Source organism: Lawsonibacter sp. OA9 (assembly GCF_022440585.1).
Window position 1 is genome coordinate 2,158,227 of sequence record NZ_JAKNTI010000022.1, and the last position, 17,947, is coordinate 2,176,173.

The following is a 17,947-nucleotide window of genomic DNA, read 5'->3' on the forward strand; positions in this document are numbered from 1 at the left end:
GGGAGCAAGCATTTTTACTCCTTTGTACGCCCAAACAGCTCCATCAGCCCCACCACGATGAGAAACGCTCCGAAGAATTTGCGCAGCAGCCCTACCTCCATAGCGGTGGCCGCCCACGCCGCCAGGGCGGCGCAGACCAGCCCTGCCCCGATGGCCGGGAGGAGCACTGGTTTCTCGATGTAACCGTTTTTGACATGGGCGGGCAGGGCCATCAGCCCAGCGGGCAGGAAATAGAGCAGGTTGATGCCCTGTGCCAGATGCTGGTCCACGCCGGCGAAGGCGGTCATATAGACCAGCAGGAGGGTGCCTCCCCCCACGCCGAAGCCGGACAGCACTCCTGTGGCAGCCCCCACTGCCAGGGGCAAAACCCATTCGCTCATAAAAAGCTCCTCACTCCCCCATAGATAAGCAGAAGGCCGAAGGCCCGCTTCAGCCAGACCATCTGTACTCCTTTGAACCACTTTCCCCCCGCCCAGCCGCCGACAGTCCCTCCCACCAGGTATGGCAGCGCGGCCCAGAAGTCCAGCCCGCCCCGCAGAAAGTAGACGCACACGGACAGGGCGCACAGGGGCAGGATGACCGCCACCGAGGTGGCAAAAGCCCTCCGCTGGTCCAGACGGCAGTACCCGGTGAGCAGCGGAACGAACACCGAGCCCCCTCCGCCACCAAAGAAGCCGTTGGCGACTCCGGCCAGTCCGCCGGCAATCAGATATCTCCATGTTTGACCGCGCAAAAAACCGCCCCCTTTTGGACCTAGTGTGCCAAAAGCGGGGCGGTTTATGTAAAAAGTCAGCTTGAATAAAAAGAGGGAACTACTCCTTCCGGAGCGGGTAGGCATAAATTTGAAAAGGTGTACCTTTACAAATTCAGAAATAAGATGAAAATTATTGTCAAATGGTTGCTTTTCTTCCCTGTTAATGCTATATTCTAATGTTGTATAGGTGTGCTCTCAAAACTTTTTGTAGGTACACTTTTTAAAACAAGTGAAGGAGGATGACAGTCAAATTAGTATATGTTTATTCCTTATTTTTTATGTAGAGGAGGAAATTTTGTGAAGAAAAAACTTTTGGCAGGATTCATGACTTTGTGTATGCTGTTGTCGCTTCTTCCCACTGCAGTGTTTGCGGTTGAAACAGAAGCTGAACCCAGCACGGAGCAGACCGTTTCGGACCCGGTTGACGTTGTGACCCAGACCGAAAGAAGTGGGGACAAATCGGAGCCTATGCAAACAACGGTGGGCGAGATCGATACCGCAGAGGCATTGCAACAGGCAATTAATGTTGCCCCAGACGGTGTCCAAACCGATATTATCCTAACTGATGGTTTTTCCATTGATACAGTGATTACGATTCCAGAAGGAAAAGAAATCTCTTTTGATTTGAATGGAAAGACTCTCACTGTTACAGAGAATTTTACTGGGCGTCCTTTCAAAATTGAAGGGACTCTGATTGTAGAGGGGGACGGAACTATTGATACCACTTCTGCAAAAGAAACGTATGGCGTATTTGACAATTACGGAGTGCTGACTGTTCTCAATGGCACTTATAAAAGCTATTTGTATGCAGGCGGAGCAGTTATTAAAAACCGCCCCGGCTCACAGTGTACAATCAGAAATGGAGCTTACTACGGCTCCCCAACGGCGGTATATAATGAGGGAATCACCAAAATTTATGGTGGTACCTTTGAAGGTCGCTCTTGCAGTTCGTGTGATAATAAAAACTGGGGGTACACCATTCAAAGCCACTGGACTGACAAATCGGCCGCAAAGCCTGAGTTGTATTTTTATGATGGTAAAGTGATTGGTGTTCAGGGGGCCTTCTCTACCTCTGCCGGATACTCAGAAATTCGTGGTGGCACTTTTACGACCGTTTCCTGTGAGACGCACAGTGGCGGAAACAGCGCATTTTATGCGGCCTATATCGCCGGCGAATCCGGAGAGGTGGAAGCCCATATCTACGACGGCATCTTCACGGCCTGCACGAAGCAGGCGCTATTTGTGGGTAATAGTGGGGATGGCGGAGAGAAAAAGTCTGCAATCGTCTTTGTACATGACGGTACCTTTGTTTCCCAGGCATCCGGTCAGCCCGCAGTTTATGTAGATAATCCCCTGGGTGGGCTAGAGATTTATGAGGGTAAATTCTCCAGTAATGAAGTTAAGACCAACCCCAAAAATAAGCAGTTGTCTGATTATACAAATCCCTCCAGTAAAGTGGAAGAGAGTGACGGGAGTTTTATTGTTGTCCCATTGACAGCTGAAAACTCTGTGGCAGAAGTTGGAGGTAAATATTACGCCACTTTGCCCGACGCCATCGCCGCCGCCAAGACCGGCGATACGGTGAAGCTGGTAAAGGATATCACCTCATCCAGCACCATTCAGATTTCCCAAAAGACTGATATTAAGTTGGACCTGAACGGGAAAAAACTCACGGTTACAAGCGGCGACGCCCTTCTTAACAATGGTGCGCTGACCATTCTGGATTCTCTGTCCGGCGGAAAGATCATTTCTGAGAAATCAGGTACAATCGGGGTCGGCAGCAATTCTACCACCACGATTCAGTCTGGTGAGTTTGAATCTGTGGAGGGTGCAGTATTTACTGGGCTCTCGACTGGCGCAACGATTACCATTGAGGGCGGCACTTTCAGCGCCTCTGATAATGCGGTTATTGCGGGTAACGGATCGAACCGGACTGGTGATCCCAATGTGATCAACATCAAGGGCGGTACCTTCAATGGCAGCATTAAGACTGCGGGTTATGTTGCCTGCGGTATCTATGCCCCCTGGAAGGATCAGATCACAGTTTCCGGTGGTACCTTTAACATTACCGGCGGAGCTGGCATTGTTGCCCGTGGAGGAACTATCACCGTCACCGGCGGCGAGTTTAAGACGACCGGAAATGTCACCGGCAAGGTCGGAGATAGCCGAGTTGTAGTTCCCTGTGCCGCTCTGGTATTTGACAGTGCGGCAAAGTATCCAGGTATGACCGAAACTTCCAAAATTGCGGTTTCCGGTGGTACATTTACCTCTGATTCTGGAGTCAACGCAGTGCAGACTGTGGCTGATGATCCCGCGGACACTTCCCGCGTTTCCATCATCGGCGGCACCTTCTCTTCTGATCCCAAATCCTACATTTCCACCGGCTATACTGCCAAGGAAAACACTCCTTCTGAGGGCCTCTGGACGGTAGAGGCCTCCAATGGCATGGTGGCCGATGTAGAGAAGCCTGCGGGCGGCACCTCTGCTTCCGCTACTGTCGGTGGCAACTTCTCTGTCAACCAGGGAGAAACCGGAACCGAAGGAGACGGTCAGGTGAAGCCTGAATCCGGTTCTGTCACTGTAAATGTGGCCACCGGCGAGGCTGGAGCTCCTGACGAAAGCGTCAAGCAGGTCACCGTATCTGTGGACAACAACGCTCTGACCTCCGTTCAGTCGGCCAAGGTCGATGTGGATATCGTCACCGACGTGGGCACCGTCACTCTGGACAAGGACGCATGGACCACCATCACCGACAACGCCGATGGCGGCAGCGTGGCCCTGACCGTGGAGGAGAAGATCGGTGGCGGCTGGACCGTGTCCGCCGTTAACGCCAGCGGCGACCCCGTGTTCTCCGCTGAGGACGACAGCCGCAAGGGCGAGATCACCGTTTCTGTACCCTATACTCCCGCACAGGAGTTAGCACAGGGCGACAAAGTCGTGGTCTACTATGTGAGCGAGGACGGCCAGCTGGAGTCTATGACCACCATCTATGAGGCCGGCACTCTGTCCTGGACCACCGACCATCTGTCGGACTTCATCGGCGTGATTATCGGAGAGGACGACGAGGCCGTCTGGGTGTCCAATGGCGCCATCACAACCGGGAAGCTGGCCACCGCTCTGGCTGATCCTAAGTTTGACGGCGGCAACATCTATCTGGTGAAGGATGCCGCTTTGGACAGCGCCAAGTTCACCATCAGCAAGAATATCACCATCCTCAAAGACGAGAATGCTGCGGCTGTCCCCGCCATCACCGCCACCGTCGCCGCTGGTCCTACTACCGGCGCCTTTACGATCACCGAGAACGTCGCTCTGACCTTGAACGGCGTGAAGCTGACGGTTAAGGGCACTGCTGATACCGAAGGAAAGGGCGGCAATTACGACGGCACCGGCTTCATTCTGAATAACAGCGCCAATGGCAACGGCGGCAAGCTGATCCTGAACAATGCCGAGGTGGAACTGACCGGGCTGCAGCGCGGCATGGTGTTCCAGGTGGCCGCTGAGAATTTGGCCAGCGTCGAGATGATCAACTCCAAGCTGACCATCCAGAACATCGACGGCAACGCCTCCAACGGCGGCGTGTGGAATATCAAGGATCATTCCACTCTCACCGTAAACGGCTGCGGCGACTATGGTCTAAGCGTACAGGATATCACCGTAGATAATTCTACCGTCAATGTCACGAATGTAGACAAGACCGGCGTGGTCGCCCAGGATGTAACTGTGTCCGGCGGCGGCTCCATCTCTGTGACCAACAGCGGCAAGGAATTGCCCTGCAAAGACTGGCAGGGCAACGACATGAACGCCGTGGTGGAATTGAAGTCTGACGGATCTTTGACAGTAGACGAGAATTCCAAGCTCACTGCCAGCGGCAACAAGGATAAGGACGGCAAGCCCGTTGACAAGATCGATATCAACGGTGGCACTCTGGACAACAAGGGCGCCATCACCGGCGAGATCGTCACCACCGCACCCGCAGGCTCCCACACCGTCAAGGTCGTGGTGAACGGCCAGGTCATTGACATTCAAACCGTGACCAACAACAGTTCCTTCACCCTGCCTGCTGCCCCTGCCGGAGGCAACTTCCAGGGCTGGTATGACGGAACCACAGTTCATGCCGCCGGTGCGACAGTGACCATTACCGCCGATGTGACCTTTACCGCCAGTTGGTACACCTCCGGCGGCGGTGGAGGCGGCGGCTCCAGCAGCTACTCCATCAGCGTGGACAAGAACATTGACAACGGCAGCGTGACCGTGTCCCCCAAGAGCGCCTCCAGCGGCCGGACGGTGACCATCACCGTCAAGCCCGACGAGGGCTATGAGCTGGACGAGCTGACCGTCACCGACAAGAATGGGGACGAGATCAAGCTGACCGACAAGGGCGATGGCAAGTATACCTTCAAGATGCCCCGGTCCAAGGTGACCATTGAGGCCTCCTTCGTGGAGATCGACCACCAGGATACCTGCCCCTCCGCCGGCTTCCGGGATGTGGACGAGGACGCCTGGTACCATGAGGCGGTGGATTACGCCCTGGACAACGGCCTGATGTCCGGTGTGTCCGGCCGGGAGTTCGCCCCCGGCAGCACCCTGACCCGTGCCATGGTGGCCCAGATGCTGTACAGCCTGGAGGGCAAGCCCGCGGCCGGCAGGGCTGACTTCGCTGACGTGGCGGAGGGCGCCTGGTACGCCGACGCCATTTCCTGGGCGGCCGGTGAGGGCATCGTGTCCGGCTACGGGGACACCTTCGGCCCCAACGATCCCATTACACGGGAGCAGCTGGCGGCCATCCTGTACCGCTACGCCCAGAACGAGGGGTACAAGACCAGCCAGAGCGGCAAGGGTACAGAGGGCTATCTGGACGCCTCCTCCATCTCCAGCTATGCCGTGAAGGCCATGGACTGGGCGGTGAACGCTGGTCTGCTGTCCGGCAAGGGGAACGGTATCCTGGCGCCTACCGCCGGGGCCACCCGTGCCGAGGTAGCACAGATCTTCATGAACTTCTGCAAGGATATTGCAAAGTAAGATTTTGAGGTACAGCAAAATGAGGAAATTCCCATAAGGAAGTCTTCCCATGGAGAACCCTCACGACAATTTAGATCTGCTTTGAAGGAGCCGGTGTGGATTCTACCACACCGGCTCCTCCTGATTTTTGGTCCAGGATTCTTCAATTTTCGTTTTACTTTCCTCGGACTGGGGCATACTAGCGGCCACTCTCTTTTGAATAAAGCATAATACCTATTGACATAGTAGGTAAATTATGTTATTATCTGCCTATCATTTATGGAAAGGAGTTTGCTTTATGCAAAGTATATTTCAATCACTCTTGCGTAGCAATTTCCGATGTGGACGAATGTTGTGCTTCCGGACGTGTGATCTGGCTAGGCGCATAACATTTTCTTGTTTGTGTCTTTGGTAAATACGATATCAATAGGTCCAGATACCTGTCCGGGAGTTGTGTGCTAACCCCAATTTTCCATATCAGGGAATAATGAAAGAGGTATCTGTTATGAACAACTACAAATTTGAAACGCTGCAAATTCATGTTGGGCAAGAAAAGCCAGACCCTGCTACCGATGCCCGCGCTGTCCCTATTTACGCCACCACATCGTATGTGTTCCACGATTCTGCCCATGCCGCCGCCCGGTTTGGGCTGGCTGACGCGGGAAACATCTACGGTCGTTTGACCAACCCTACCCAAGGAGTGTTTGAGGACCGTATCGCCGCACTAGAGGGCGGCGCGGCTGGATTGGCTCTGGCCTCTGGTGCGGCGGCCATCACCTATACTATCCAGGCTCTTGCTAAAAAAGGTGAACATATTGTAGCGCAAAAAACCATCTACGGCGGCACATCCAATCTGTTGGCTCATACGCTACCCTTATATGGGGTGGAGACTACCTTCGTTAACATTCATGATTTGAGTGAGGTAGCTGGGGCTATTCAACCCAATACCAAGGCCATCTACATCGAAACACTGGGCAACCCCAACAGTGACATTCCAGATATCGACGCCATCGCACAAATTGCCCATTCCCATGGTCTGCCCCTGGTGATTGACAACACCTTCGGGACACCCTATCTGATCCGGCCAATCGAACATGGCGCGGATATCGTCGTCCACTCCGCTACCAAGTTCATTGGCGGACACGGCGCTGCTTTGGGCGGCGTCATTGTGGACGGCGGCACCTTTGATTGGGCAACGTCGGGCCGGTATCCATGGCTGTCCGAGCCAAATCCCAGCTATCATGGCGTTAAATTCACCAAGGCCGCCGGAAAGGCTGCCTTCGTCACCTATATCCGCGCAATCCTCTTGCGGGATACCGGGGCCGCTATCTCTCCCTTTGCCGCTTTCTTGCTGCTCCAAGGGACTGAAACGCTGTCCCTGCGGCTGGATCGCCACGCAGAGAATACTCAGAAGGTGGTTGAGTACCTGACAAGCCATCCACTGGTGGAGAAGGTGAACCACCCCTCCCTGCCCGACCACCCTGACCACGCTCTATATCTGAAATACTTTCCTAATGGAGGCGCATCCATTTTCACCTTTGAGATCAGAGGAGGCAAAGAGCAGGCGTGGCAGTTTATTGATGGATTGGATTTGTTTTCCCTATTGGCGAATGTGGCCGATGTGAAATCTCTGGTTATCCACCCGGCTACCACAACTCACTCCCAGCTTACTGAGGAGGAACTGTTAGATGTAGGAATCAAACCTAACACCATTCGGCTTTCTATTGGCACAGAACATATTGACGACATCATCGCAGACCTTGAAAAAGGCTTCGCACAGGTAAAATAGGGGGAGGAGAGAAGATGAACAGGATTTACGCCGCGGCTGACCAGCTAATCGGGCATACTCCGCTCTTGGAACTGACACACATTGAAAAGGAACTGGGTCTGGAAGCGAAGATCATTGCCAAACTGGAGTATCTTAACCCAGCTGGAAGCGTAAAAGACCGCATCGCCAAGGCCATGATCGACGATGCGGAGGCAAAAGGCCTGCTAAAACCCGGCAGCGTCATAATCGAGCCTACCTCCGGTAATACCGGAATCGGCCTTGCCAGCGTTGCTGCCGCCCGCGGCTATCGCATCATTATTGTCATGCCGGAAACTATGAGTGTAGAGCGGCGGCAGATTATGAAGGCCTACGGCGCGGAGTTGGTACTGACAGAGGGAACCAAAGGCATGAAGGGCGCCATCGCCAGGGCAAATGAGCTAGCCGCAGGCATCTCTGACAGCTTTGTGCCGGGACAATTTGTGAACCCCGCCAATCCCGCCGCCCACTATGCCACCACTGGGCCGGAGATCTGGATAGATACCGAAGGTGTCGTGGACTACTTTGTTGCCGGAGTGGGCACCGGCGGCACTGTTTCCGGCGTGGGAAAATTTCTAAAGGAGAAAAATCCCGATCTCAAAGTCATTGCCGTGGAGCCGAAAGACTCTCCGGTACTCAGTGGGGGGTGCGCCGGATCCCATAAGATTCAGGGCATCGGCGCTGGCTTTGTTCCTGATACGCTGGATACTTCCATCTATGACGAAATCATCCCGGTGAGGAATGAGGATGCCTTTGCTTTGGGCCGGCTGACAGGCAGAAAAGAAGGCGTCTTGGTTGGAATCTCTTCCGGAGCTGCCCTGTGGGCCGCCTTGGAAATCGCCAAGAGGTCGGAGGCCAGGGGAAAAACAATCGTGGTGCTGTTCCCTGACACCGGAGACCGGTATCTCTCCACCCCCCTCTTTTCAGAATAACCAAAATCATATCATCGCATTGAAAAAGCCGCCGCATATGCGGCGGCTTTTTCAAGCGCACATAGTATGCATGGTCAGATCGGGCAGGCTACCTGTCCATCAGCTCTTATCAAATCAGCAATGGTAATACTATCGAAATAGTCATTGACCATCTGGTTCAATTTCTTCCACATCGGCAGGGTACGACATTCCGCCGCACGACGGCATTCATTGCTGCCGGAGCCCAGACAGGCCACGGGAACCAGGCTGTCCTCTGTACAGCGCAAAATTTCTCCCACCGTATACTGCTCTGGACCACGATTCAGCCGGTACCCTCCGCCTTTGCCTCGAAGCCCCGTCAGCAGATTCCCACGTACCAACAATTTCAGGATGATTTCTAGATACTTTTCCGATATCTCCTGCCGCTGGGCAATTTCCCGCAGGGGAATATAGCCGTCCGAAGGATGTTCGGCCAAATCAATCATCACCCGAAGCGCATAGCGGCCTTTTGTCGAAACGATCATTATCATATCCCCCTTTCGATAATCCTATTATACAACAGGGTTAATCATATATCAATGGCTTCATCAAAAAGTCATGGCTACTACTTGAAACTCAAAAAACATAGTGATATAATAGGTTTATAAAACCTACATTCCTACTATGATTAAGAAAGGAGCTAGATACCCCATGATCTACGCGGATAACGCCGCAACAACAAAACTTTCTCCTGTGGCGCTTGCGGCGATGACGCCTTATTTCACGGAGGACTATGGAAATCCATCCTCTTTATATAATCTCGCTACTCACTCGAAGGCGGCTTTGGACAGGGCCAGAGCTGACGTGGCGCTGTGTCTGAACGCTCAACCAGAGGAAATATTCTTTACTTCCGGAGGCACTGAGAGCGACAACTGGGCGCTACGCGGAGTGGCAGAAGCTCTTAACAAAAAGGGGAAGCATATCCTGATCTCCGCCGTGGAACACCACGCTATTCTTCACACAGCCCAATGGATGAGAAAGCAGGGGTTTGATGTGGAGGAGCTTTCGGTAGACGAATTTGGTACTGTACAACCGGAAGTCCTGAAAGACGCTTTGCGGCCTGACACGATTCTTGTTTCCATTATGATGGCCAACAATGAAATTGGGACGATTGAACCAGTTAAGGAACTTGCTGCCATTGCCCACGAGAATGGTACGCTATTTCACACAGATGCCGTACAGGCGGCAGGCCATATCCCGGTGGACGTAAACGATCTGGGGGTAGACTTACTCAGTCTATCTGGGCATAAATTTCATGGTCCGAGGGGGTGGGTGTCCTGTATATCAAATCCAGAACTCCTATTCTACCGCTGATCCACGGCGGTGGTCAGGAGCGAAACCGCCGTTCTGGGACAGAGAACGTGGCTGGCGCGGTGGGGCTTGCCGCCGCCTTAAAAGAGCGGTGTGCCGTTTTAGAGGAAGAAATTCCCCGTATCTCCACGCTGCGGGACAAACTGATCCAAGAGGTCTTAAAGTTTCCCCGAACCCGCCTCACCGGCGACCCGGTAAACCGCCTGCCATCCATCGCCTCATTTACTTTTGAGGCCATTGAGGGAGAATCCATTTTACTGAAGCTTGATGCGAGAGGCATCTGCGTTTCCAGTGGCTCCGCCTGTTCCTCCGCTTCTTTGGAGCCCTCCCATGTGCTTCTGGCCATTGGCCTCCCCCACGAGATCGCCCATGGCTCTGTACGGATCAGTCTGGGAAGTGATGTAACGGAAGATGACGTGGATACCATCATTCTGGCACTCAAGGAAGTTGTTGATCATCTGCGGGCCATGTCCCCCGTTTGGGATACCACGGCCCAAAAGGCGACTTGGTAAAGGAGAAGAATACCATGATTTATTCTGATAAAGTTATGGACCATTTTAATCATCCTCGGAATGTGGGGATCATTGAGGATGCGGACGGAGTTGGTACCGTAGGCAATCCAGTGTGCGGCGACATCATGAAAATGTATCTCAAAATTGACCATGGCGTTATCACAGATGTCAGGTTCAAGACCTTTGGCTGCGGTTCTGCCATCGCTACCTCTTCTATGGCAACTGAGATAATAAAGGGCAAGACCATCGAAGAGGCATTGACTATGACCAACGCCGCTGTTGCGGAGGCATTGGACGGTCTTCCCCCTCATAAGATGCACTGTTCCGTCCTTGCAGAAGAAGCAGTAAAAGCGGCTTTAGCTGACTACTATACAAAGCGGGGCGAGCCCGTACCACCAGAGTGTTCAGTAGAAGCCGATGGGCGCTGAATCCCTTTGTCGGTCTCCTTTAGAGCCTTTTAGTCTGATAAGGACCTAGGCTGGAAAACCGCACAGCCGATAACACGCAGATCTCATTGCGGTTATCGGCTCTTTTTATCGAAATCTTTTCAACGGCCTAATCGCTTGCGGCCGCATACAAATTTTTCTCTCTTGAAACGTCTGTTTTCTGTCATATACCCCTGGGAAGGCTGGACCTATCTGGCTCTGGATTGCGCCCGTTGGAGCCCCAGCTGCTCCACACAGTCCGCCACCTCCGGCCAGGCGGCCAGGAAGGTGTGTATCCCCGCTCTGCGGGCTACCTCCATTTTTCGACGCAGGGTGTCGCCATCATCAAAGAGGACAAAGTGGGCTCCACCCTCCCGGTTCATATAGGTAAAATACCGAGCGCAAAGCTCTCCGGAAAAGAACACCGAGGGGTTCATCTGCCGCCTTTTCTGGGCCAGTTCTTCCCTGGTCAGGGGCTGCCCGTTGCCTGTGGATGAAGGCAGGGTAAAGTCCTCCGCCACCCTCTGGAGCGCCAGAGCCACCCGGTCCGCCCCAAAGCAGCCGGACGCCTCCTCCAGCCGAAGGGCCAGAGAGCCTCCAGATAGGGCGGAGGATATCATGACTCTGGCCCGTTGAAGCCTGGCTCCGTAACTTTCCGGCACATAGAGGGTCCAGCCCCGGCGGGCAAATCCCTCCTCCAGTGTGGCGGCCATCCGCTCCAGCGGGGGCAGCTTGGCATCAAAGTCCAGTACCGCCCCCGTGAAGCCACGGGCGGAACACTCCCGGACCACCTCCTGGCACAGCGGGCCGGGGTCGCCCAGACCGTCGAAGCCCTGATCGTCCACCACCATGATCCCGCCCCTGGGCTGGACTGTGCCGCCGCCCGCCCGGAACAAATGCGGCCCCCTCCCCACCCGATAGGCCAGGTGACCTGGGGTCACATCCCACCCCTGTACTGACCGCAGAGTCTGAGGCGGCGTGGTAATGATAATGGTGTCCCTCGTCATGACGGCTCCCCCTTGCCCAGAATATTGTATCGTGATATACTTAACCGATGATTGTGGTCAGACCAAATGGAGGCCCGCTCCCTCCACTCTATGCCAGCGGGCCAAAGCATAGAACGAGACATAAAGGAGGACCTGCCCGTGCCCTTTTCACCCATTCCCCGGGGGGTATATCCCTCGGTCACCCACATCAGCCCCAGCGAGCTGGCCGCCAAAGGGGTCCGGCTGGTACTGGCAGACCTGGACAACACCCTTGTCCCCTACCATGTGACAGAGCCTTCCCCCGAGGTGGCCGCCTGGGCCGCAGAGCTGGCGGAGCAGGGGATCCAACTGTTCCTGCTGTCCAACAGCCGAAAGCCCGGCCGGGCGCAGAAGTTTGCCGAACAGCTGGGCATCCCCTATCAGGGGCACTCAGGCAAACCGAAAAAAGGGGGCTATCTCCGGGCTATGGAGCGGATGGGCTGCCGGCCGGAGGAAACGGTGATGGTGGGGGACCAGATCTTTACCGATACCCTTGGGGCCAACAACGCCGGGGTCATCCCCCTGCTGGTGGAGCCTATTCGGCTGGCGGGCAATCCGGGCCGATACCTCCGCTACGCCGCTGAAACCCCTTTCCGGATGCTGGGCAGAAGGAGGCCCTTCCTATGAGCGCCAAATTTGGCCCGGCGGGCAATTCCGACAGCTTTTCCAAGGCACACCGCTCCTCGGTGGAGGCCCCGGAATGGATCGCCGGCCTGGGGCTGGACTGCTATGAATACCAGTGCGGCAAAGGGGTCCATGTGGGAGAGGAAACTGCCCGCAGGGTGGGGGAGCGGGCCCGCCAGGCTGGCATCTCCCTGTCCCTCCATGCCCCCTACTTCATCAACCTGGCCAATCCCGACCGGTCGGCCCTAGAAAAGACCATCGGCTATATCTCTGCCGCCTGTCTGGTGGCCAGCCAAATGGGGGCCGGCCGGGTGGTCATCCACTCCGGGGCGCTGATGAAGCGCAGCCGGAGGGAAGCCCTGGACATCGCGCGCCGCTCCCTGCGGGATGTCATCGCCGCCTGTGATGACCGGGGTTTTGGCCACATCGCCCTATGCCCAGAAACAATGGGTAAGATCAACCAGTTGGGGGATCTGGACGAGGTGCTGGAGCTGTGTACCCTGGATGAGCGGCTGATCCCCTGCATCGACTGGGGGCATCTGTACGCCCGCTCCCTGGGGGCAGACGACGGGCAGGAGGCATTTTCCCGGATGCTGGACCGGGTAGAGGAGGTACTGGGGACAGAACGGGCTGCCCGGTTCCACAGCCACTTCTCCCACATCCAGTTCACTCCCGGCGGGGGCGAGAAGTGCCACCGTACCTTTTCCGACAATGACGGCTACGGCCCCGACTGGGCGCCCCTGGCCGCTCAGGTGGCCCGACGGGGCTGGAGCCCCACTTTTATCTGCGAGAGCGCGGGGACTCAGGCGGAGGATGCTCTGACTATGAAACGAATCTACGAGCAGTATGCCGCAAACCCATGAGAGGCTCTCATGGAGCTGCGCCGAAAGGAGAAACGGTATGGATATGGCAGGACGGGAGCAGGCTGTCCGCCGCTGGTTTTCTATGTGGCTGGAGGGCCGGGACACCGGTATTCTGCAGATTTTTGCTCCAGATACCCTGTATATCGAGAGCTGGGGGCCGGAATATCGCGGCGCCCAGCAGATCAAGCACTGGTTTGAGGAGTGGAATACCCGCGGAAAGGTACTGGCCTGGGACATCCGGGGCTTTTTTCACAGAGAGGACCGGACGGTGGTAGAGTGGTACTTCGAAAATAAAATGCACGACGGAACGGCAGAAATATTTGATGGCCTCTCTCTGATAGACTGGGATGGGGACGATAGAATCTGCCGCCTTCAGGAGTTTGGATGCAATCTTCACCGGTATGACCCCTATGCCGATGGCCCAGCTCCAAAATTCCGGGAAGCGCCCAACATCTGGTTTTGAGGAGAAACTATATGAACCATATTGCTAATATCGCAAAAAAACTCCCTGAATACGGCCTGGACGCCATGCTGATCACCAGCCCCTCCGGGGAGCGGTACGCTCTGGGCTTCCATGGTGAGGGTCTGCTCCTGGTCACCCGGGACGGGGCCCGCTACACCACCGACGGTCGGTATATCGAGGCCGCTCGGGAGCAGATCGTGGGAGCGGAGGTATCTCTAGTCACCGCCGGCAGCGGCCACCTGTCTCAGGCCAAGGAATTTATCCAGGTCCATGGGCTGCGCAACGTAGGCTTTGAGAGCGGTGAAATGACCGTAGACGCCCACCGCCGATACAGCCAGGAGCTGCCCTGCATCCTCACCCCCGCCCAGGGACTCCTGGATGATCTGCGAGCCAGCAAGGACGAGGGGGAGCTGGCCCATATGCGCCGGGCCCAGGAAATCACCGACGAGGCGTTCAAGGCCATTCTGAATTTTATCCGGCCCGGACTGACCGAGCGAGAGATCGCCGCCCGACTGGTATACGAACTGCTGCGTCGGGGCGGGGAGCAGGTGTCCTTTGACCCCATCGTGGCCGCCGGGCCCAACGGCTCCCGCCCCCACGCCGTGCCCGGAGATCAGGTGGTGGATGTGGGGATGTTCATTACCATGGACTTCGGCTGCAAGGTGGAGGGCTACTGCTCTGACATGACCCGCACGGTGGCCCTGGGACAGCCCAGCCCGGAGATGGAGAAGGTATATGCCGCCGTTTTGGCCGCCCAGCGGGCGGGCATCCAGGCCGCCCGGGCTGGGGTATCTGGTCGGGAGGTGGACGGCGCGGCCCGGCGGGTACTGAGGGAGGCGGGCTATGGGGATTATTTTACCCACAGCTTCGGCCACTCCCTTGGAGTGGATATCCATGAGTCCCCTAATGCCAGCCCCAGTGAGGACCGCGTTCTCCCAGCGGGGGCGGTCATCTCTGCCGAGCCCGGCGTGTACATTCCCGGTAGATTCGGCGTCCGCATTGAGGACGTGCTGGTCCTGAAGGACGGCGGATGTGAGGACATCACTCGCTCCCCCAAGGACCTGATCGTATTGTAAATGGGACAAGATGCATACCACCCGATATGCCAGGCCCCATACAGAGAGGAGGCCCCCGGCCCATGTCCATTGAATTGAAGCAGCTAGATACAGACGAGATCTTACGTTACATGGGCTGTCCCCCGGACCAGGCAGGAGCGGACCTGCGAAACCAGGCCCAGCTCTGTGGCCGGCACATATGCCAGACGGCCCGGCTCCGCTGGGCCTGGCGCTGTTACGATATACTTCAGGAGGAGAACGGCGTGCGTCTGTCCTGCGGCCTGCTCCTCCCCGGCCGGGACCTGAAGGCCCATCTGGAGGGCTGTGTAAGGGCGGTAGTGTTCTGTATGACTCTGGGGGCAGCGGTGGACGTGCTTATCCGGAAGACCCAGAGCGGAGATATGCTCCAGGGGCTGGCCCTGGACTGCGCCGCGGACACGGCGGTGGAACAGGGGTGCGACCAGATTGAGTTGGAGCTCCAAGCCATGTTTCCCGGCTGCTCCTTCCCCTTCCGGTACAGCCCTGGCTATGGGGATCTGCCCCTGACCGTCCAAGGGGAGCTTCTCTCCCTGCTGGACGCTCCCCGCAGGGTGGGGCTGACGGCCAGCGCCAGCCACATCCTCATCCCCCGGAAATCGGTGACTGCCATCCTGGGGGTATCCGACCGAGAGATTGCTAGAAACAAACGAAGCTGCCTGGGCTGTCCCGCCCAGGGCGGCTGCCAATACCGAAAGGCAGGTGGACACTGTGGACTTTTATGAGCTGTTGAAGGGCCCCGGCCCTGTAATCCTGGATGGCGGCATGGGCACCATGCTCCAGGCCAGGGGGCTGGGCCTTGGGGAGCATCCGGAGCTGGCCGCTCTTGAGCATCGGGACTGGGTGGTGGATATTCACCGCCAGTACGCCCAGGCCGGCAGTCAGATCCTGTGCGCCAATACCTTTGGCGCTAACCGGGAAAAGCTGCGGCGCACCGGAAAAACTGTGACCGAGGTGGTCCCCCCCTCCATTGACGCCGCCCGGGAGGGCGCCGCGGGGAATGCCCTGGTGGCCCTAGATATCGGCCCCATCGGCCAGCTTCTGGAGCCCACGGGCTCCCTGCGGTTTGAGGAGGCGGTAAACATCTTCAAGGAGGTGGTCCTCGCCGGGGTTCAGGCCGGGGCGGACCTGGTCCTGATTGAAACCATGACCGACCTCCAGGAGTGCCGGGCCGCCCTGCTGGCTGTCAAGGAGTGCTGCTCCCTGCCGGTGATGGTCACCATGACCTACGAGGACCGGGGCAGAACCTTTTTGGGCCACTCCCCCGCCTGCGCCGCTCTGGTACTGGAGGGGATGGGGGCAGACGCTATCGGAGTCAACTGCTCTCTCGGTCCTCGCGAGATGCCCCCTCTGGTGGAGGAGCTGACCCGGTGGTCCACTCTGCCCATCGCCATCAAACCCAACGCCGGCCTCCCCGACCCTGGCGGAGCCGGCTATGATATCACCGCGGAGGAGTTCGCCGCCGCTATGGCCGACCTGGCCCCCATGGGGGTCAAGCTGTTCGGGGGCTGCTGCGGTACCACCCCGGAGTACATCGCCCTGCTGAAGCGGGCCCTGATGGGGCAGGCCATCCGGGAGCCCTCCCGCCAGGTGCCCGCCGCCGTGTGCGGCCCCACCCTGGCCGTACCCATCGACCGGGTCCGTGTCATCGGCGAGCGTATCAACCCCACGGGAAAGAAGCTGATGAAGGAAGCCCTGCGCCGGGGGGATGTGGACTATATCCTGAACCAGGCTCTGACCCAGGTGGAGGCGGGGGCTGATATTTTAGATGTAAACGTAGGTCTGCCTGAGGTGGACGAGGAGGAGATGATGGTCCGGGCGGTGAAGGCCATCCAGGGGGTATGCGACGCCCCCCTTCAACTGGACTCCACTGACCCCAAGGTGCTGGAGCGGGCCCTCCGGGTCTACTGCGGCAAGGCCATCGTTAATTCGGTGAATGGGGACCGGGAAACCATGGAGGCCATTCTCCCCCTGGTCAAGAAGTACGGGGCCGCCGTGGTGGGACTGACGCTTGACAAGGACGGCATCCCCAAGACCGCCCAGCAGCGGGTGGACATCGCCCGCCGCATCCTGGAGGCGGCCCTGTCCTACGGCATCCGCCGGGAGGACGTATATATCGACTGCCTGACCCTCACCGCCTCGGCGGAACAGGAGGGTGCCTCCCAGACGCTGGACGCCCTCCGCCGTGTCAAGGACGAGCTTGGGCTGAAGACGGTGCTGGGCGTATCCAACATCTCCTTCGGTCTGCCCGCCCGACCCCTGGTCAACCAGACGTTTCTCACCATGGCCATGACCTGCGGCCTGGACCTGCCCATCCTCAACCCCAACACGGATGCTATGATGGCCGCTGTCCGGGGCTACCACCTGCTGATGAATGTGGATCGGGAGGCCCGTGCGTTTATTGCCGCCTACGGAAACGCCGAAATCAAGACCTCCATTACCTCCGGCGGGGCTGGAGGCCAGACTCCTGTACCGACGGAGGGCCGTTCTCTGGCCCAGATCGTGGAGGCCGGACTAAAGGGTGAGGCTGGTGAGGCCACCCGCCGCCTGTTGGAGACCACCTCCTCCATGGATATCGTGGACCACATCCTCATCCCCGCTCTGGACCGGGTGGGAGCTAATTTTGAGGCGGGCAAGGTCTTCCTGCCCCAGCTCATCCAGTCCGCCGGGGCTGCCCAGGCCGCTTTTGAGGTCATCCGGCAGGAGATGTCCGGCCCATCTGACCAGACGTCAGGCAAAGGCCCCATCGTGCTGGCCACCGTCAAGGGAGACATCCATGATATCGGGAAAAACATCGTCAAGGTCCTATTGGAAAATTACGGCTACACGGTCATCGATCTGGGCAAGGATGTAGACCCCGGCGACGTGGCGCAGGCGGTACGAAAGCATCAGGCCCCTCTGGTGGGGCTCTCGGCCCTGATGACCACCACGCTGAAAAGCATGGAGGACACCATTGCCCTTCTCCATAGCCAGGAATTGTCCTGTAAGATCGTGGTCGGCGGTGCCGTCCTGACCCCGGAGTATGCCGTGCAGATCGGCGCCGACTTCTACGCCAGGGACGCCAAAGAAAGCGTGGACGTGGCCAAGCGGGTAATCGGCTGACCCCTTCTCTTTCTCATTGTGCTTT

The 17,947-nt window shown here is 57.2% G+C and carries 14 protein-coding genes and 1 pseudogene; 11 read left to right on the forward strand and 4 right to left on the reverse strand.

The features are described from left to right. Nucleotides 1-14: 14 nt before the first annotated feature. Both MCG44_RS11650 and MCG44_RS11655 read right to left on the reverse strand, forming a co-directional pair. On the reverse strand, nt 15-380 hold the full coding sequence (locus MCG44_RS11650; RefSeq protein ID WP_147571675.1) for a sulfite exporter TauE/SafE family protein: 366 nt from the start codon (nt 378-380) through the stop codon (nt 15-17). Beyond that, on the reverse strand, nt 377-733 hold the full coding sequence (locus tag MCG44_RS11655; RefSeq protein WP_240288382.1) for a TSUP family transporter: 357 nt from the start codon (nt 731-733) through the stop codon (nt 377-379). Before MCG44_RS11655 ends, MCG44_RS11650 begins: the two co-directional genes overlap by 4 nt. Nucleotides 734-1,051: 318 nt before the next feature. On the opposite strand from MCG44_RS11655, the gene MCG44_RS15025 reads away from it, so the two are divergent. From MCG44_RS15025 to cysK, 3 genes are all read left to right on the forward strand, one after another. Then, on the forward strand, nt 1,052-5,773 hold the full coding sequence (locus MCG44_RS15025; protein ID WP_240288383.1) for an S-layer homology domain-containing protein: 4,722 nt from the start codon (nt 1,052-1,054) through the stop codon (nt 5,771-5,773). 484 nt (nt 5,774-6,257) lie between these two features. Continuing rightward, entirely contained in the window at nt 6,258-7,541 is a 1,284-nt protein-coding gene (locus tag MCG44_RS11665) for an O-acetylhomoserine aminocarboxypropyltransferase/cysteine synthase family protein (protein WP_240288385.1), read from the forward strand. 14 nt (nt 7,542-7,555) lie between these two features. Next, the gene (cysK, locus tag MCG44_RS11670; RefSeq protein ID WP_240288387.1) at nt 7,556-8,488 is read left to right on the forward strand and encodes a cysteine synthase A; all 933 of its coding nucleotides are present in this window, start codon (nt 7,556-7,558) and stop codon (nt 8,486-8,488) included. A gap of 74 nt (nt 8,489-8,562) precedes the next feature. Here the strand turns inward: cysK and MCG44_RS11675 are convergent, their stop codons facing one another. Continuing rightward, a complete protein-coding gene (locus MCG44_RS11675) occupies nt 8,563-8,991 on the reverse strand; it encodes an RrF2 family transcriptional regulator (protein WP_147573301.1) in 429 nt (142 codons plus the stop codon). 166 nt (nt 8,992-9,157) lie between these two features. Here MCG44_RS11675 and nifS point away from each other — a divergent pair. Then, nucleotides 9,158-10,329: pseudogene (nifS, locus tag MCG44_RS11680) on the forward strand (cysteine desulfurase NifS). Between the two features lie 14 nt (nt 10,330-10,343). Further along, complete coding sequence (gene nifU / locus MCG44_RS11685) at nt 10,344-10,757, forward strand: Fe-S cluster assembly scaffold protein NifU (RefSeq protein WP_186851861.1); 414 nt, start codon at nt 10,344-10,346, stop codon at nt 10,755-10,757. A gap of 206 nt (nt 10,758-10,963) precedes the next feature. Here the strand turns inward: nifU and MCG44_RS11690 are convergent, their stop codons facing one another. Next, complete coding sequence (locus tag MCG44_RS11690; protein ID WP_240288388.1) at nt 10,964-11,761, reverse strand: hypothetical protein; 798 nt, start codon at nt 11,759-11,761, stop codon at nt 10,964-10,966. Nucleotides 11,762-11,899: 138 nt separating this feature from the next. On the opposite strand from MCG44_RS11690, the gene MCG44_RS11695 reads away from it, so the two are divergent. The 6 genes from MCG44_RS11695 (at nt 11,900) to MCG44_RS11720 (ending at nt 17,922) form a co-directional block, all read left to right on the forward strand. Beyond that, nucleotides 11,900-12,406, forward strand: a complete 507-nt coding sequence (locus MCG44_RS11695) for a YqeG family HAD IIIA-type phosphatase (protein ID WP_240288391.1) — start codon at nt 11,900-11,902, stop codon at nt 12,404-12,406. Next, complete coding sequence (locus MCG44_RS11700) at nt 12,403-13,266, forward strand: TIM barrel protein (protein ID WP_240288393.1); 864 nt, start codon at nt 12,403-12,405, stop codon at nt 13,264-13,266. The genes MCG44_RS11695 and MCG44_RS11700 overlap by 4 nt, the downstream gene beginning before the upstream one ends. A 43-nt stretch (nt 13,267-13,309) precedes the next feature. Continuing rightward, complete coding sequence (locus MCG44_RS11705; RefSeq protein ID WP_240288921.1) at nt 13,310-13,729, forward strand: nuclear transport factor 2 family protein; 420 nt, start codon at nt 13,310-13,312, stop codon at nt 13,727-13,729. An 11-nt stretch (nt 13,730-13,740) separates the two neighbouring features. Then, a complete protein-coding gene (locus MCG44_RS11710; protein WP_186851859.1) occupies nt 13,741-14,805 on the forward strand; it encodes a M24 family metallopeptidase in 1,065 nt (354 codons plus the stop codon). Between the two features lie 62 nt (nt 14,806-14,867). Beyond that, nucleotides 14,868-15,545, forward strand: a complete 678-nt coding sequence (locus MCG44_RS11715; protein WP_147573287.1) for a methionine synthase — start codon at nt 14,868-14,870, stop codon at nt 15,543-15,545. Then, a complete protein-coding gene (locus tag MCG44_RS11720) occupies nt 15,532-17,922 on the forward strand; it encodes a homocysteine S-methyltransferase family protein (RefSeq protein WP_186851858.1) in 2,391 nt (796 codons plus the stop codon). Before MCG44_RS11715 ends, MCG44_RS11720 begins: the two co-directional genes overlap by 14 nt. The last annotated feature ends 25 nt before the right edge of the window (nt 17,923-17,947 follow it).

Bases quoted from the DNA above. Each gene is read 5' to 3' on its own strand.
- MCG44_RS11690 (WP_240288388.1), bottom strand. From the start codon at position 11,761: ATGACGAGGGACACCATTATCATTACCACGCCGCCTCAGACTCTGCGG.
- MCG44_RS11715 (WP_147573287.1), top strand. From the start codon at position 14,868: ATGTCCATTGAATTGAAGCAGCTAGATACAGACGAGATCTTACGTTAC.
- MCG44_RS11650 (WP_147571675.1), bottom strand. From the start codon at position 380: ATGAGCGAATGGGTTTTGCCCCTGGCAGTGGGGGCTGCCACAGGAGTG.
- nifU (WP_186851861.1), top strand. From the start codon at position 10,344: ATGATTTATTCTGATAAAGTTATGGACCATTTTAATCATCCTCGGAAT.
- MCG44_RS11675 (WP_147573301.1), bottom strand. From the start codon at position 8,991: ATGATCGTTTCGACAAAAGGCCGCTATGCGCTTCGGGTGATGATTGAT.
- MCG44_RS11665 (WP_240288385.1), top strand. From the start codon at position 6,258: ATGAACAACTACAAATTTGAAACGCTGCAAATTCATGTTGGGCAAGAA.
- cysK (WP_240288387.1), top strand. From the start codon at position 7,556: ATGAACAGGATTTACGCCGCGGCTGACCAGCTAATCGGGCATACTCCG.
- MCG44_RS11710 (WP_186851859.1), top strand. From the start codon at position 13,741: ATGAACCATATTGCTAATATCGCAAAAAAACTCCCTGAATACGGCCTG.
- MCG44_RS11705 (WP_240288921.1), top strand. From the start codon at position 13,310: ATGGCAGGACGGGAGCAGGCTGTCCGCCGCTGGTTTTCTATGTGGCTG.
- MCG44_RS11700 (WP_240288393.1), top strand. From the start codon at position 12,403: ATGAGCGCCAAATTTGGCCCGGCGGGCAATTCCGACAGCTTTTCCAAG.